Origin of the sequence: Providencia sp. 2024EL-00732, from assembly GCF_044006275.1 — a bacterium.
Taxonomy (GTDB): Bacteria; Pseudomonadota; Gammaproteobacteria; order Enterobacterales; family Enterobacteriaceae; genus Providencia; species Providencia huashanensis.
Genome location: NZ_JBIPDG010000001.1, coordinates 280,798 through 296,710, shown reverse-complemented (window position 1 = coordinate 296,710; position 15,913 = coordinate 280,798). Strand labels below are relative to the sequence as shown.

Annotated in this window: 13 protein-coding genes; 10 read left to right on the top strand and 3 right to left on the bottom strand. The window is 40.6% G+C overall.

Annotated elements, in window-relative coordinates; translation table 11 throughout:
• The first annotated feature begins 50 nt into the window (after positions 1 to 50).
• A complete protein-coding gene (gene glpX, locus ACHB7C_RS01285; protein WP_395346575.1) occupies positions 51 to 1,028 on the top strand; it encodes a class II fructose-bisphosphatase in 978 nt (325 codons plus the stop codon).
• A 47-nt stretch (positions 1,029 to 1,075) separates the two neighbouring features.
• Here the strand turns inward: glpX and dtpA are convergent, their stop codons facing one another.
• Complete coding sequence (dtpA, locus tag ACHB7C_RS01280; RefSeq protein WP_042844175.1) at positions 1,076 to 2,548, bottom strand: dipeptide/tripeptide permease DtpA; 1,473 nt, start codon at positions 2,546 to 2,548, stop codon at positions 1,076 to 1,078.
• 927 nt (positions 2,549 to 3,475) lie between these two features.
• Here dtpA and ACHB7C_RS01275 point away from each other — a divergent pair.
• Positions 3,476 to 4,504 (top strand): SEL1-like repeat protein, encoded by a 1,029-nt coding sequence (locus tag ACHB7C_RS01275; RefSeq protein ID WP_272692961.1) that lies wholly within the window; start codon positions 3,476 to 3,478, stop codon positions 4,502 to 4,504.
• Between the two features lie 240 nt (positions 4,505 to 4,744).
• Here ACHB7C_RS01275 and dpiA read toward each other — a convergent pair whose 3' ends face one another.
• Positions 4,745 to 5,425 carry a two-component response regulator DpiA gene (gene dpiA, locus ACHB7C_RS01270; protein WP_042844177.1) on the bottom strand — a complete coding sequence of 227 codons (681 nt, stop codon included), beginning with the start codon at positions 5,423 to 5,425 and terminating at the stop codon, positions 4,745 to 4,747.
• A gap of 1 nt (position 5,426) precedes the next feature.
• Positions 5,427 to 7,055 carry a sensor histidine kinase DpiB gene (gene dpiB / locus ACHB7C_RS01265; protein ID WP_048606926.1) on the bottom strand — a complete coding sequence of 543 codons (1,629 nt, stop codon included), beginning with the start codon at positions 7,053 to 7,055 and terminating at the stop codon, positions 5,427 to 5,429.
• A 368-nt stretch (positions 7,056 to 7,423) separates the two neighbouring features.
• On the opposite strand from dpiB, the gene citC reads away from it, so the two are divergent.
• From citC to ACHB7C_RS01225, 8 genes are all read left to right on the top strand, one after another.
• Entirely contained in the window at positions 7,424 to 8,500 is a 1,077-nt protein-coding gene (gene citC / locus ACHB7C_RS01260; RefSeq protein WP_240133354.1) for a [citrate (pro-3S)-lyase] ligase, read from the top strand.
• Entirely contained in the window at positions 8,497 to 8,793 is a 297-nt protein-coding gene (gene citD / locus ACHB7C_RS01255) for a citrate lyase acyl carrier protein (protein WP_042844180.1), read from the top strand. The genes citC and citD overlap by 4 nt, the downstream gene beginning before the upstream one ends.
• Complete coding sequence (citE, locus tag ACHB7C_RS01250) at positions 8,793 to 9,689, top strand: citrate (pro-3S)-lyase subunit beta (protein WP_048606922.1); 897 nt, start codon at positions 8,793 to 8,795, stop codon at positions 9,687 to 9,689. The genes citD and citE overlap by 1 nt, the downstream gene beginning before the upstream one ends.
• Before the next feature lie 10 nt (positions 9,690 to 9,699).
• Positions 9,700 to 11,226 (top strand): citrate lyase subunit alpha, encoded by a 1,527-nt coding sequence (citF, locus tag ACHB7C_RS01245; protein ID WP_395346184.1) that lies wholly within the window; start codon positions 9,700 to 9,702, stop codon positions 11,224 to 11,226.
• Positions 11,227 to 11,228: 2 nt separating this feature from the next.
• Positions 11,229 to 11,768 carry a citrate lyase holo-[acyl-carrier protein] synthase gene (gene citX, locus ACHB7C_RS01240; protein WP_042844183.1) on the top strand — a complete coding sequence of 180 codons (540 nt, stop codon included), beginning with the start codon at positions 11,229 to 11,231 and terminating at the stop codon, positions 11,766 to 11,768.
• Positions 11,755 to 12,687 carry a triphosphoribosyl-dephospho-CoA synthase CitG gene (gene citG, locus ACHB7C_RS01235; protein WP_129465808.1) on the top strand — a complete coding sequence of 311 codons (933 nt, stop codon included), beginning with the start codon at positions 11,755 to 11,757 and terminating at the stop codon, positions 12,685 to 12,687. Before citX ends, citG begins: the two co-directional genes overlap by 14 nt.
• A 205-nt stretch (positions 12,688 to 12,892) precedes the next feature.
• Positions 12,893 to 14,326 carry an anion permease gene (locus tag ACHB7C_RS01230; protein WP_048606916.1) on the top strand — a complete coding sequence of 478 codons (1,434 nt, stop codon included), beginning with the start codon at positions 12,893 to 12,895 and terminating at the stop codon, positions 14,324 to 14,326.
• Between the two features lie 500 nt (positions 14,327 to 14,826).
• Complete coding sequence (locus ACHB7C_RS01225) at positions 14,827 to 15,879, top strand: 4-oxalomesaconate tautomerase (RefSeq protein WP_166686068.1); 1,053 nt, start codon at positions 14,827 to 14,829, stop codon at positions 15,877 to 15,879.
• The last annotated feature ends 34 nt before the right edge of the window (positions 15,880 to 15,913 follow it).

The following is a 15,913-nucleotide window of genomic DNA, read 5'->3' as shown; positions in this document are numbered from 1 at the left end:
ATCCCTAAGTACTTTTCTTTTATGCACCTGGGATATTTATAAAAATGAAAATTAGTGATGAGTTAGCTGTTGCTATTGCTTCCGTCACCGAAGTTGCCGCTGTTGCTGCCTTCGATTGGGTTGGTAAACAAGATAAAAATGCAGCCGATAAAGCCGCTGTAGAAGCCATGAGAAATCGTCTTAATGAAATTGATTTTCATGGTAAAATTGTGATTGGTGAAGGTGAAATTGATGATGCTCCGATGCTTTATATCGGCGAGCAAGTAGGTAAAAAATCAGGCACCCAAGGGCTCGATATTGCGGTTGACCCCATTGATGGCACTCGTATGGTTGCGTGTAATGAACACAATGCCATAGCCGTACTGGCTGCTGCTCCAACAGGTTCATTACTCCAAGCACCAGACATGTACATGGAAAAACTCGTCGTTGGTGCCGCTGCAAAAGGGGCTGTTCATCTCGCTAATCCCCTCGAAAAAAATTTAGAATTCCTTTCCGCTGCATTGAATAAACCCATTTCAAACTTATCAGTCGCAGTATTAGATAAACCACGCCATCAGCATATCATCAAAACCATTCGTAATTTTGGTGCTAACGTGATTGCCATTCCTGATGGTGATGTATTGGCATCATTGCTGGCAATACTACCCGAGCATTCAATTGATATGATGTATGGCACTGGTGGCGCACCTGAAGGCATTATTAGTGCGGCCATCGCTCGTGCATTAGGCGGTGATATGCAAGCAAGATTGGTCCCTCGTGACAAAGCAAAGGGGGATAGCGAAGAAAATAAACTACTCGCCGCTCAAGAAGCCATTCGATGCCAGCAAATGGGCATTGAGATTGGGGAAATTTTATCATTAGAGCAAATGGTAAATACAGATGATGTGATTTTTGCCGCAACGGCAATTACGCCAACAGTGTTAATGGGCGGAATTTCAACAGATGCTTATAGCCGTTTTTCAAATACCCTTTTAGTTAACGGCCGTGACCGCTCATTAAAAATCATTAATAACCGCTTATTTAATTAGCCTTTCCATGATATTAAAAAAGGGCCTTTCGGCCCTTTTTTGAATCATTATTCTGCGCGTTCCAGCGTCATACGATTTAACAATGGTGCAGTTAACACCATGACTATCGCAATAGCCCCTGTCACTAAACCAATCTTCAAGAATACATCACTGTACACCGCTAATGACTCAAGCTTACTGGTCAGCTCCCCTTCTGGCGCTGCTGCCATAGAAGCGACATAACCCGCAATAAATGCAGCCGCTGAGTTAGTTAAGAACCACGCGCCCATAATAAAGCCCATTAAACGCTGTGGAACTAACTGAGCTACCATTGCCAGCCCAAGACCAGAGATCATCAGTTCACCAATGCTTTGAAAACCATAACAGATAATCAACCATTCAACAGAAACAATCCCCGCTTCGTTTGCAAATTTGGCGCCAAGCGGTAGTACTAAGAATGCCGCAGAGCATAACACCATACCAATCGCGAATTTATGCGGCATGGGTAAGTTATCACCCATTTTATTATAAATTGCGGCTAATATTGGGCTACCAATCATAATCCATAATGGGTTTAGTGCTTGATACTGTGCAGGTTCGATAGAAAAACCAAACACTTCATGCTCTACGTTATGTAATGCAAAGAAGTTGAGTGAGGTTGGCATTTGGCTATACAAAACAAAAAAGACAATTGCTTCGAGCATCAAGATCAGAGCCACCACCATGCGCCGACGTGCAATCCCCTGAAGAGCTAGCGTTTCTTTAATAAAGATAACCAAAATACCTAAAGAAATAACCGCTAATGCTGTACGCGCTACCCCTAGGTTATGCAATAACCAAGTTGAAATTGCAATCAAGGCAATAACACCCGCGACAGTTGCAACTAACCGTGAAATAATGACCGGAGCAAAGTCAGGTTTTGACCCATGTTGGGAAACCCACTTCTTACACATATAGAAGTTAATCAGCGTAATAATAAGGCCAACAACACTGAGTGAGAATGCAACATCCCAACCATAGTGTTTTGCTAACCACGGTGTTGCAAGCATAGAAAAGAATGAACCAATATTCACGGACATATAGTACATGGTAAATGCACCATCTAACCGCGGGTCATCTTTATCATAACAGGTTGATAACAGTGATGAAGGGTTCGCTTTAAAGAGGCCGTTACCAACGGCAATAGTCGCTAAACCTACATACACCATTGAGACATCATGCCCTGAGAAGGCAACAAACGCATACCCCGCAATCAACGTTAATGTTCCAAGAACAATAACCCGTTTTGTACCAAGTATTTTATCGCCTAACCAACCACCAATTGCAACAAAGCCGTAAACTAATGCCGCAAATGCAGAGAATAAAGTGATGGATTCAGTTTCTGACATACCAAGAACTTGGCTAAGATATATAGGTAGAATACCTTGTAAACCGTAGTAACCAAAACGTTCCCAGAGTTCGATGGAAAAGATGAGATAGAATGAGCGAGGTTGCTTAAACGCGTTAAGACTGACTTCCTCTTTGTTATTTGTTGTGGACACAAGTTACCTCTAGTACAACCTGTAGATATGCAAAAAAAACCACGGAACGCTCTATGCGCTCTCGCATTGTTATTACCCCAAGAATTCAACGTCGGAAAGATTCACTTTTGGTAGGAGGAGCATCATTCCTTGATCTCAAAACAAACAAAACTGTGTGCAAACTTGTTTCTGGATCTCAAGCATAAATTCAATGAGTTAAAGCACATTTGATTATTTATTCAACGTTGACTGGTAGATAACCCGCCAAGAACGCAATAATCAATTAAGCCATATACGCTATTTATGCACCAAAATTAAAGAATTAGCTAGTATTAATTACTGCATGGATAAAATCTTATCGTGATTTACTTCAATTTTTAACAAAATAGCGAAACTATCAACGCCCACTATTTAATCACTTGTATACTTAATGTTAAGAATATTATTCTACCATGAAACTATCGCACCACCGATTATTAACATTAGTGATATGAACGAAAAGCATAATTCAAATAAATAAAAACCAAGAATATATTGAGTGCAAGAAAATGGTTCGAGGGTTTAATGAGTGGGGAAAATACGTAAAATTTTGACAAAAAAAAGCCCAGTAACAAACTGGGCACAATGCATTCTACTCAAGGATCTTTTTACTAAATCAAACTATCACTACGTAGGTGCATTATTACATTACTTCGTGTAAAGAAATGAATGATGAGGGTAAATATATGAATGTTTACGCAAGCAAACAGTATATAGATACTAGTAAGACATGCTAATTTCAGAAAAAGTTCATATTTTTTCTCTTTTTTTATTTTTTCACTTTTTAGCAATATTTAACCATTTGATTTGATAATCATAATGTACAATTTGCTTTAACCCTTGCAGGTCTGAACAAAACCAAATAAGTTACCCGCTAAACTGTGACAAAACCAACATTGAGGTCGCCTTGTGAAAAAAAAACTTCTTCCTTTAATTATCATCGGCAGCCTCTTTGCACACTTAGCTTTTTCTGAGCCTACGCCAACCCCTCTAGATGAAAAAACATTATTAGGGTTAGCAAATGAAGGGCAAGCCGAAGCCCAATTCAATTTGGGCATGTTTTATCAATCCAATAAGCAATTTGAAAATGCAATAAATTGGTACCTCTTATCAGCCCAACAGGGGTTTACAAAAGCGCAAATTAACCTTGCGCTCATGTACCAACAAGGAACTGGCATCCCAAAAGATGAAAAACAAATGCTGCACTGGATGAAGATAGCCGCTGAAAACGGCGACCCTATTGGCCAGATGAATATGGCAGAATACACCTTATATGGTATCGATAAGGCTCTTGAGAAAAACCCAGCAGAAGCAGAAAAATGGTTAAAAAAAGCGGCCGAACAGCAATTTCCAGCGGCTATGTTAACCCTTGCTTACTGGTATGAAGAAGGTAAAGCAGTAACTAAAGACCCGCAGAAAGCACAAAAAATATACCTTGAACTTGCTGAGAAAAACCATCCACAAGCCCTCTACTTGCTTGGCTATCAATCCGCAACAGGTATGTATGACAAAGTCAATTACCCACAAGCTTTCCAATATTTTACTCGCGCAGCGGAGCAAGGCTTTTCCCCTGCTCAAAATAGTTTAGGTATGCTGTACCTAACCGGGCAAGGCACCGAAAAAGATCCCCAAGCGGCAATAAAATGGCTAACTTTGGCGGCCGAGCAAGGTGAGGTTTCCGCACAATTTAATATTGCGCTTATCTATGCTCGCGGTGATGGCATTAAAACTGACCAGACTAAAGCCTGTCACTGGTTTATCAAAGCGGCGCAGCAAAATAGTGCTGATGCCCAATATGCAGCAGGGGCATGCTACCAGTATGGGATGGGGGTTGAAGCCGATGATAAAAAAGCGCTACGTTGGTATAAGCTTGCCGCCGCTAAAGGTGATAAACGAGCTGCAAAAAAAGTATTAATTTTGGAAAACCAGCGCAAATAACTTAATGAGGATGCAATTTATGTGCAGCGATAATTGGATGGGGCGAACAAACGTTTTTATAGGCATTTCGCTTTACTCTCATAATGCAATTTAATCTACATGCCCCCCATTTAACTCCCTTTTATATCATGACGTTATCGTTACCCATTGAGCCAAAGTGGTGCTATATACAAGAAGTTCTGCATTGAATATATACCCCATGCAGAACTTTTATCGATATGCGCAGATTAATACAAACATTCACATTTTTCTACGGTAGACTCGCTGTGGTCGCCCCACTTTCCCGTATTCAATTTCAGCCTCAATTTTATTTTTTGCCAAACAATATTCCAAATAACGCCTTGCTGTTGTGCGGCTCAATTTTATTGTTTCAGCGATACTTTCAGCTGTATATTCTGCTTCTGAATCAGCAAATAGCGCTAATATTTTTTCTAATGTAATGATGTCAATCCCCGTCGGTAGCTCTTCTTTCGATTCACCACGCGCATAAGTATTAAACATATCATCAATTTTACTTTGGTTAGTTTTACTATTCGCTTGCAGAACAGATTTACGTTGAATATACCTATCTAATGTTTGCCCTAAACGCTCATAAGCGATAGGTTTCACTAAGTAGTCAAAAACCCCTAAGCGAATTGCCTCAGAGACCGTTTCCATGTCGCTTGCTGCGGTTGTGAAAACAATATCTGCGTTGTTTCTTTCTTGTATTAATTCATGAACCAAATCAATACCTTTACCATCAGGTAAATAGTTATCTAATAAAATTAGATCGGGTTTCATATATTCAATCATTTTCCTAGCTTCAGCTAGGTTCCCCGCAAGCCACACTTTGTCACATGCAGGGTACGTTTTTATATACTCGCCATGCATTTCTGCCAGAAGTAACTCATCTTCCACAATGAGGATTTTTATCTTAATCATTTTATATCTTCACTTTCGGAATAAAAATTGAGAATACTGTACCATGCGGTTGATTTTCTTCAATAATCACCGCGCCATTACAGCGCTTAACATAAGATGCAACTAAATAGAGCCCAATACCATGGCCATCTGTTGCATCTGTCTTGGTTGTCACTCCACGTTCAAACCATTTATTTTGAAGCTCTTCGGGGAAACCACAACCTTGATCCACAACTTCAATAACTATTTCCTTTCCTTCATCAGAAAGGTATAACTCGACCTGCTTATTCCCTTGGTTGCTTTTCAAACTTGCTTCAAAAGCATTATCCAATAAATTACCCAAGACAGCACAAAATTCAGTACTGTTTAATGAATCAGGTAAGTCGCGCAGTTGGCTACCCGCCGTAAACTTTAATTGTAACCCTAGCTCTTTGGCTCGATGATACTTACCAAATAATAAGCCAGCAACTTGCTTATCAAAAAATTGCCTGCGTAACGTATCAATCAATTGTTGTTGGGACTCTGATTCACCTTTAATTAGAGCCAAAGCTTGGTCATACTCTTTCATCTGCAATAAACCACTTAATGTTGACATCCAATTAAGGTGTTCATGGCGTAGTGTGCGTAAATTTTCAACATACTGACGCACTTGTGTTAACTGAGAATTTAAGGATTCAATATCATTTTGACTACGAAAGCTGATTACAGCCCCCACAAGTTGCTCACTATCACGAATAGCTACTCGATTTGCAATCACATTTAGCCCATTAAATTCACAAATCACATCATGCCGAGTTGTCGCAATATCGGTCATAAAAAAATCAGCGGGCGATATTCTTTCTGAAACGCGCATACCCGTTAGTTGCCCTAATGGCTCACTCAACATGAGCATTTTTCTAGCATTCGAATTGATATTGATAATCTGCCCTTGGGTATTAACAGCGATGACCCCTTCAAAAACGGCATCAAATATCCCTTTTTGTACTAACACTAATTGTGTAATTTCCTCTGGCTCCATGCCTAACATTTGTTTCTGTATTAGGCGTGAGAATGCCCAAGATAAAAACAATAAAATAATCAATATACCGAGAAACGTAGCGCCAGTTTGTACAAATAGTTCACTGCGGGAGGTGTCAATTTTATTGGTTAAATAACCAATAGAAACCACCCCGATAACTTTACCCTGCTCATCAAAAATGGGCGTTTTTGCTCGTACCGCATTTCCCATCGAACCTTCACCATTGATGAAGTAACTTTCGCCCCGCTCCAATGCACCTGGTTTGTTCCATTGCATTTTGTAGCCAATTTTCTGGCTGTTTGGGTGATATAGGCGAATCGAGTTTTCATCACCAATCACCACATAATCATAATTCGAATCTTGATTGAGTTTATCTGCAATAATTTTCAGTCTTGGGATATCTTTATTTTTTACAGATTGCACCACCCCTTCAATTGAAGCGATTAGCTTCGCTTGGCTCATCGCTAGAGACCTAATATTCGCAATCAACCGGCTTTCCGCAGTATCTGTAAAATATTTACCCAACCCAAACGTCAAAAAGACAGAGACAAGTAATAGAAGAAAGAATACTCGTACTGAAAACGAAATCGAGCTTACTTTTTTCAGTGAGGAGAATGCATATTCTTTTTTCATGTTAAATCTCGTTACACTATGAAAAGTAAAAAATTTGTTAAATACAAAGATAACAATATAACGGATAACTCAGGTTAAAGCCAAAGGTATAATACACATATTAATAATTAAACACATAAAAACCAAGCAATAAAAAACATATCCAATAATTAAAAACTTTAAAACCATTAAACAAATACAAACTCATTTAAGAAACATGAAATAGGTCAAGTATATTAAATACAGCTTCTTTAATATTAATATTGAAAAGGGAAATTAAATAATTACTTATATTAAGCGCACTAAAAAATTCTAAAAATAATTATTTAATTAACTTTAACATTAGCAACATTTTAAAAACATCTCTAAATGAGATGCAGGATACTATTATGTTCGAAAACATAACGTTTAATCAGGTAAAACGTCATGAGAACAGGAAACTTGCTGAAATTACTCAGTTTTTAAAGGAAAACGATTTAGAGCTTGATTCAAGTATCGACGTTTTTATTACTATAACCCGTAATGAAAAATTAATTGCATGCGGGGGATTAGCTAAAAACGTGATTAAATGCGTTGCAATTAGCGATGATGTTCGTGGCGAAGGCCTCGCATTAAAGTTAGCAACAGAACTTGTTAATCTCGCTTATGAAAATAACACAACACATTTATTTATTTATACCAAATTTCAGAACGAAAGCCTATTCCAACAATGTGGTTTTCATACTATTGCAACTGTCCCTGATGTCATGGTGCTGATGGAAAACAGTTGCTGTTATCTAAAACGCTATATTGAAAGCTTAAAAGCACAGCGTAAAGATGGGAAAAAAATTGGCGCCATTGTGATGAATGCCAATCCATTTACCCTTGGACACCGTTATTTGATAGAACAAGCGGCAAAAGCGTGCGATTGGCTACATTTATTTGTCGTCAAAGAAGATACCTCGCGCTTTTCTTATAAAGTTAGGCTTAATTTGATTGAGGCGGGCACAAAAGGGATAGACAATCTCACTATCCATAAAGGCTCTGAATATATTATTTCTCGAGCGACTTTCCCTTGCTACTTTATAAAAGATAAAACGGTTGCCAATAACTGTTATACCGAGATCGATATTAAGATTTTTCGTCAATATATCGCCCCAGCTCTTGGGATCACCCATCGATTTGTAGGTTCTGAGCCTTTTTGCCAAGTCACTAATCAATATAACCAAGACATGCGCTTCTGGCTGGAAACGGACGCTATGAATTATCCACCTATAGAACTCATTGAATTTCCGCGAATAGTCATCAATGGCACGGCGGTTTCCGCCTCGCAAGTTAGAAGACTGCTCGCTAAAAAAGATCTTGCGGCAATTAAAGCGATTGTGCCTGAAGCGACATATCAATATTTACAAGAAATGCTCGCTAACCAAGTAACAACCACAATAAACCGCACCGAAAGTTCTGAATTAGCCATAGGTGAAATATGAAGATTAAACACGCAGCAATAGCTGGCACGCTTGAATCAAGTGATGTCATGGTTCGCATAGAACCTTTAGAAGATACTCAAGAAGTTTCAGTGCAAGTAACCAGCAGTGTCGAAAAACAATTCGGTGATGCCATCACGCAGATCGTACAAGAAATGATACAGCGGCATGAAATCCAAGGTGCACAAATCATCGTTGATGATAAAGGTGCATTGGAATGCGTACTCAGAGCACGTCTTGAAGCATTATTCGCTCGCGCTTGTGATATCGACTACCTACCTTGGGAGGAAAAATAATGACTCCACAACAAAAATCACGGACACGCAGAAGCATGCTTTTTGTCCCTGGCTCAAACGCAGCGATGCTAAGCAACTCCTTTATTTATAAAGCAGATGCGCTGATGTTTGACCTTGAAGACTCCGTTACACTGCGTGAAAAAGACACAGCTCGACGTTTAGTTTACCACGCATTACAACACCCGCTTTATCAAGATATTGAAACTATTGTTCGTGTCAATGCATTGGATTCCGCATTTGGTGTCGCCGATCTTGAGGCCGTCGTTCGCGGTGGCGCCGATATTGTTCGCTTGCCAAAAACCGATACTGCGCAAGACGTTATTGATATTGAAAATGAAATTCTACGTATTGAAAAAAGTTGTGGTCGTGAGGAAGGCAGTACTGGATTACTGGCCGCCATTGAATCCCCTATGGGGATCACCCAAGCTGTTAATATTGCACATTCATCACAACGACTTATTGGCATCGCACTAGGTGCCGAGGACTATGTCCGCAATTTGCGCACCGAGCGGTCTCCTGACGGCGTTGAACTCCTCTATGCTCGGTGCGCCATTTTACAAGCCGCACGCTCAGCAGGTATCCAAGCTTTCGATACCGTTTATTCTGACGCTAATAATGAAGAAGGCTTTCTACGCGAAGCCGCTCACATTAAACAACTCGGCTTTGATGGCAAGTCATTGATAAATCCAAGACAAATTGAGTTACTTCATAACCTGTATGCACCTACTCAAAAAGAAGTCGACCATGCTCAACGTGTTGTTGAAGCAGCTGATTCAGCTGCCCTTGAAGGTAAAGGTGTTGTGTCTTTAAACGGAAAAATGGTCGATGGCCCAGTGATTGATAGAGCCCGTCTTGTATTATCACGCGCAGCATTATCAGGCATTCGGGAAGAGTGAGGCAAATAAAATGACAAATAATACTCAGCGTCAGGCTCGCGTATCAGCCTACCTACAACCAAATACGGATGAAACTCAGCAAGAATTCCAAGATATTGGCAAAATACAACAGCAGGTACAAAAACCGAGAAATCGCAAACTGTGCGATGATTTACAAGTTGCTATCCGTCGTTCTGGCCTCAAAGACGGTATGACGATTTCATTCCATCACGCATTTCGTGGTGGCGACCTTACCGTTAATATGGTGATGCAAGTGATTGCCGAAATGGGTTTTCGTAACCTTACCCTTGCTTCTAGTTCATTAAGTGCATGTCACTCCCCCTTAGTTGAACATATTCGCCACGGCGTTATTCGTAAAATTTATACCTCAGGTATTCGGGGGCCATTAGCTGAGGCTATTTCACGTGGAGAATTGGATGAGCCAGTACAAATCCATTCACATGGCGGACGAGCAAACTTAATACATAGCGGTGAGCTATCAATCGATGTAGCCTTTATTGGTGTTCCTTCTTGTGATGAGTACGGTAATTCCAATGGCTATACAGGAACTGCAAGCTGTGGTTCTTTAGGTTATGCCAAAATTGACGCAGAAACAGCTAAAAAAGTGGTCATGCTGACAGAAGAATTATTGGATTACCCACATAACCCATCCAGTATTAAACAAGATGAAGTTGACTACATTGTGAAAGTAAAACGCGTAGGCGACGCAGATAAAATTGGCGCCGATGCGACCCGTATGACATCTAACCCTCGGGAACTTCTCATTGCCCGTACCGCCGCGGATGTGATCGAAAAATCCGGTTATTTTAAAGATGGTTTTTCATTGCAAACAGGGACTGGCGGTGCATCTCTGGCAGTAACTCGTTTTCTTGAAGATAAAATGAGACGTCACAATATTACCGCAGGCTTTGCATTGGGCGGGATCACGTCAACCATTGTTGATTTACATGAGAAAGGCTTAATTCGCAAATTATTAGATGTACAAAGTTTTGATAAAGCCGCCGCAGAATCATTAGGCCGCAACCCTAATCATATTGAAATCAGTGCGAATCAATATGCTTGCTTTGATTCTAAAGGGGCCTCCGTTGATATGCTTGATGTGGTGGTACTCAGTGCGCTAGAAATCGATACTCGCTTTAATGTCAATGTATTAACCGGCTCTGACGGTGTCATTCGTGGAGCTTCAGGTGGTCATAGTGATACAGCGGTGGCCTCAAAACTCTCCATCATTGTGGCACCATTAGTTCGCGGGCGCATCCCAACCTTAGTTGATGAAGTATTAACTTGTGTTACTCCAGGCTCAAGCGTTGATATTCTCGTGACGGACCATGGTATTACAGTAAACCCAGCTCGTCCTGAATTAAAACAACAACTTGAAAGCCAAGGGATTAAAACTGTTTCAATGGACTGGTTAAGAGAACGAGCACAACTCTTAACTGGTACTCCTAATCCAATTGAATTTACCGATAAGGTCGTGGCCGTTGTTCGCTACCGCGATGGTTCGGTCATTGATATTGTTCATCAAGTGAAGGAGTAACTATGTTTTACCCACTGCCTGATACTCAAGAGCAATTTGAAATTTCCTTACCTGAACTGCTAGATAGCCGTGATGCCCGTCAGGCTCGTCAGCAACAATGGATTGGTCTCCATCAGGTAACCTTGATTTCATTTACTGTCGTTTTCCCGGGAGCGGTTAAAGATAACTCCCTTGTTAGACATGTTTTTAATCAAGGACTAAATGCGCTTAAACAAATTGCTTCACGCAGGCAGTGGGTGTTTTTATCACAACAATCATGGGCATTAAAAACAGGACCGGAATGTTTGGCTGCTGTTGATGTCGATGCAATTGAAATTAAAAAAGCGTTAATTGAAATTGAAGAGTTATCGCCAGTGGGACGGCTATGGGATTTTGACGTTTTTGATGCGAACGGACAGCAGTATTCTCGCTCACAATTAAACCTCTCTTCAAGGCGTTGTTTGGTTTGTGAGAATGAAGCTAAGGTGTGTGCTCGACATCGAACACACCCACTTGGTGAGATCCTTAACCGTATTGAGGAGTTAGCTAATGCAACACGCTAAACAGTTAAACTCTATCACTGAAGAACAAGTTCAGCATTACAGCCAATTAGCTTGGCAAGCTTTGCTCGCTGAAGTGAATTTAACCCCTAAACCGGGGTTAGTCGATAAACATAACACAGGTGCCCATAAAGATATGGCACTGACCGATTTTCACTTAAGTGCCAATGCAATTGCAAAATATTTCCCTTATTTTCTACTCGCAGGGGCTCAGCATAAAGATTTACCGATAGAAAACGTTTTAATCAATATCCGTAGTATTGGTATTAATTGTGAAACGGCCATGTTCCGTGCAACTCAAGGTGTAAATACGCATAAAGGCAGTATTTTTTCCCTAGGGTTGGTGTTAACTGCAATCGGCCGTTTAATTGCCTTACAGCAACCCGTGCTGCCTCAATATATTAGTCAGTTAGTGGCAGGAATGTGTGTTGGAATTACCGATGAATTAAAAAAACCAACTGATACCCCAACGGCAGGGCACCGCCTATATCAGCAATATGGGCTAACAGGTGCTCGAGGTGAAGCGCAAAATGGTTACGCGTTAGTCACTCAACATGCACTCCCTTACTATTTACAACAACTCGCAAAAGATAAAGCAGACGATATTGCCCTACTTGATACCTTAATTTTATTAATGAGCCTGAATGATGACACTAATATTGTTAATCGTGGAGGTATTCAAGGGTTAGAGTGGGTAAAACAACGCGCTACACAATTATTACATCAAGGGATTAATACCCACAATGATTTAATTTTTGTAAAAAATTTCGATAATGAATGTATTCAACAGAATGTCAGCCCCGGTGGCAGCGCAGACTTATTAATATTGACTTGGTTTTTTGCCCGATTAGCAAATCAACATCACGGTTTAACATTACAAAAATTCAACATTATTAATATAGGAAGAAATAAGAAAAATTAAATTAATTAAGTAAATAAAAACCAATTAAATATTTATTAATAAAAAACATCCGCTTTAGAATGAATTACTAATAAAACCAATTTATTATTTTCATTCAAGATGCAGCCATATTAAAAATTGTTATTTTAACAAATTCCTAATATTAAAGTTCATTCAATTTAATATTAAATAAATTTAATATTGATTTAATCAAGGAAATTGGCTTATGCAAAAAGAAAAAATATGGAAGCTATTTATATTAATAGCAATTCCAATTATCATTGCTTTAATACCAACACCAACTGGGCTCCCACATATTGCTTGGTTATTATTTGGTCTTTATCTTGCCGCCATTGTAGGGTTAGTATTAAAACCCTATTCAGAACCCGTTATTTTATTAGCCACTATTGCAGCAAGTGCTGTCATTATTGGTATTACAGGTACTAAAGATGTCAAAGCAAGTGAAGTGCTCAGCGGTTATGCGTCTGGGACCACATGGTTAGTATTTGCTGCATTTACACTGAGTGCCGCATTTGTAATTACCGGTCTCGGGAAACGTCTCTCGTATATATTAATAGGTAAGCTAGGCGGAACAACGCTTGGGTTAGGATATGTCACTGCTATTCTGGATTTAATTATTGCTCCTGCTACCCCATCGAATACTGCACGAGCTGGGGGAATTGTTTTTCCTATCATCAATAGTGTCGCGGTTGCTTTAGGGTCAGATCCAGAAAAAAGCCCTCGTAAAGCAGGTCACTATTTACTGGTTAACGTATATATGGTGACTAAAACCACCAGCTATATGTTTTTAACTGCCATGGCACCGAATGCTTTAGCATTAGCGATGATGACCGACATCATGGGGATCCATTTAAGTTGGGGTGGATGGGCACTCGCCGCTTCAGTTCCCGGCTTAATCATGCTGATTTTAACTCCCTTAATGATTTATAAGCTTTACCCACCAGAATTAAAAAAAGTAAATAACAAAGAGATCGCGGCAAAAGGCCTTGAAGAATTAGGCCCGATGACTATGCGTGAAAAATTACTCAGCATTGTATTTATTATTGCGCTTTGTGGCTGGATTTTTTCCGACTTAATCGGCGTAAGCGCATCCAGTGTTGCTATTGCCGTCATGGCATTAACCCTGATCCTTGGTGTTGTTACTTGGGATGATGTCTTAAAAAACAAAGGCGGCTGGAACACGCTGATTTGGTACGGTGGGATCATCAGTATGTCTGGCGTACTGACTAAAGCGGGTTTCTTTAAATGGCTAGCTGATACCATGAGCCAATACCTTTCTTTCGGCGACCAAGCCATGCTTGCCTTCTTCGTCATCATGTTTATCAGTGTCGCGATACGTTACTTATTTGCCTCTGGTGGTGCATATGTCGCCGCGATGGTTCCAGTATTCGCGACAGTCGGTATGGTAGCTGGTGCACCTCCAATGCTACTGGCTCTAGGCTTACTTTTCTCTAATGCCTACGGTGGTAGTGTAACTCACTATGGTGGTGCGGCTGCGCCTATCGTATTCGGGGCGGGTTATAACGATATTCGCTCTTGGTGGATTATTGGTGGCCTTGTCGCATTCATTAGCTTACTTGTTCATATGACTATCGGTTTAGGTTGGTGGGAAATTTTAATTAACACTGGGTTAATTTAATCCTCACTCCTTTATATAACGGTATGGGCACAATGATTATTGTGCCCAATTTAACTAAACATTATTTCTCACGCTTCTATGGTTATTTGCAGCCTTTAAGCTATCGCGTAAATATTTATCGTCTTCCCCTAAATAGTTCTCGTTGTGGCTAGGCGGCAAATGAAGGCATCCCAAGGCGCATACAAAGGTATGTGACTCGGGTAACTGAGTGTAGCCAACACCGCCACAGCGGGAAACATCAACGGGTTTACCCTAAATAGTTCTCGTTGTGGCTAGGCGGCAAATGAAGGCATCCCAAGGAGCATACAAAGGTATGTGACTTGGGTAACTGAGTGTAGCCAACACCGTCACAGCGGGAAACATCAACGGGTTTACCCTAAATAGTTCTCGTTGTGGCTAGGCGGCAAATGAAGGCATCCCAAGGCGCATACAAAGGTATGTGACTTGGGTAACTGAGTGTAGCCAACACCGCCACAGCGGGAAATATAACGGGTAAACAGATGAAAAAGATCCCTTGCACATTAATGCGTGGCGGCACCTCGAAAGGTGTATTCCTACTCGCAGATTCTCTTCCCAACGATATTCAACAGCGCGATAAACTCATTCTTGCATTGATGGGTTCTGGTCATGCTTTACAAATTGATGGCATTGGAGGTGGTAGCCCACAAACCAGTAAAGTCGCCATTATTGGCCCCTCTTCTCACCCTGACGCTGATATAGACTATTTATTTGCACAAGTTTCTATGATGGAAGCGATTGTCGATACTGCGCCGAACTGCGGTAATATCCTGTGTGCGGTTGGCCCTTTTGCCATTGAAAAAGGCTTAGTCCCTATTCATCATGACACGACCACGGTAAGAATTCGTAATGTGAATACCAATACCTTTATTAATTCAACAGTACAAACACCTAATGGCGAAGTGAATTACCTTGGTGAAACCTCAATTGCTGGTGTACCTGGGTATGCAGCACCTGTTGCGCTAACATTTTTAAATGCCTGCGGTACTAAAACTGGGAAACTTCTGCCAACTGGGCACTCAATTGATACCTTTGACGGTGTTGAGGTGAGTTGCATCGATATGGCAACGCCTGTGGTACTCATTGATGCCCCTCAGATGAATAAAACCGGTTATGAGACGGCTGAACAATTAGAAACAGATAGCGAATTTATGCAGAAATTGGAAGCTATTCGCATTAAAGCGGGGGCAGCAATGGGTTTAGGTGACGTGAGCAAAAAAGTGATCCCCAAACCTATTTTGGTCTCTCCTGCTATCCATGGTGGTACCATCAACGTACGCTATTTTATGCCTCATAAATGTCATGGTGCCCTTGCTGTAACCGGCGCTATTGCTATTGCCACCAGTACCCTTTTACCTGACAGTATCGTGAAACAATATATTGATTCTGTGGATATGAAAAATATCGCTATTGAGCATCTCAGTGGAATGTTTGAAGTCTCATTAACTCCAAAAAGTGACTTTCCTGAGGGGCTACAGGCATCAATTATCCGTACAGCAAGGAAGTTATTTGAAGGTGATGCGTTTATTCCATAATACAAAATGAGAACCTGCCTCTTACCTAGAGGCA

What these genes read in the sequence shown, in the direction of transcription:
- dpiA (WP_042844177.1), bottom strand. Translation starts at nt 5,425, where the DNA reads ATGATTAAGATAAAAATCCTCATTGTGGAAGATGAGTTACTTCTGGCA.
- dpiB (WP_048606926.1), bottom strand. Translation starts at nt 7,055, where the DNA reads ATGAAAAAAGAATATGCATTCTCCTCACTGAAAAAAGTAAGCTCGATT.
- citC (WP_240133354.1), top strand. Translation starts at nt 7,424, where the DNA reads ATGTTCGAAAACATAACGTTTAATCAGGTAAAACGTCATGAGAACAGG.
- citD (WP_042844180.1), top strand. Translation starts at nt 8,497, where the DNA reads ATGAAGATTAAACACGCAGCAATAGCTGGCACGCTTGAATCAAGTGAT.
- citE (WP_048606922.1), top strand. Translation starts at nt 8,793, where the DNA reads ATGACTCCACAACAAAAATCACGGACACGCAGAAGCATGCTTTTTGTC.
- citF (WP_395346184.1), top strand. Translation starts at nt 9,700, where the DNA reads ATGACAAATAATACTCAGCGTCAGGCTCGCGTATCAGCCTACCTACAA.
- citX (WP_042844183.1), top strand. Translation starts at nt 11,229, where the DNA reads ATGTTTTACCCACTGCCTGATACTCAAGAGCAATTTGAAATTTCCTTA.
- citG (WP_129465808.1), top strand. Translation starts at nt 11,755, where the DNA reads ATGCAACACGCTAAACAGTTAAACTCTATCACTGAAGAACAAGTTCAG.
- ACHB7C_RS01230 (WP_048606916.1), top strand. Translation starts at nt 12,893, where the DNA reads ATGCAAAAAGAAAAAATATGGAAGCTATTTATATTAATAGCAATTCCA.
- ACHB7C_RS01225 (WP_166686068.1), top strand. Translation starts at nt 14,827, where the DNA reads ATGAAAAAGATCCCTTGCACATTAATGCGTGGCGGCACCTCGAAAGGT.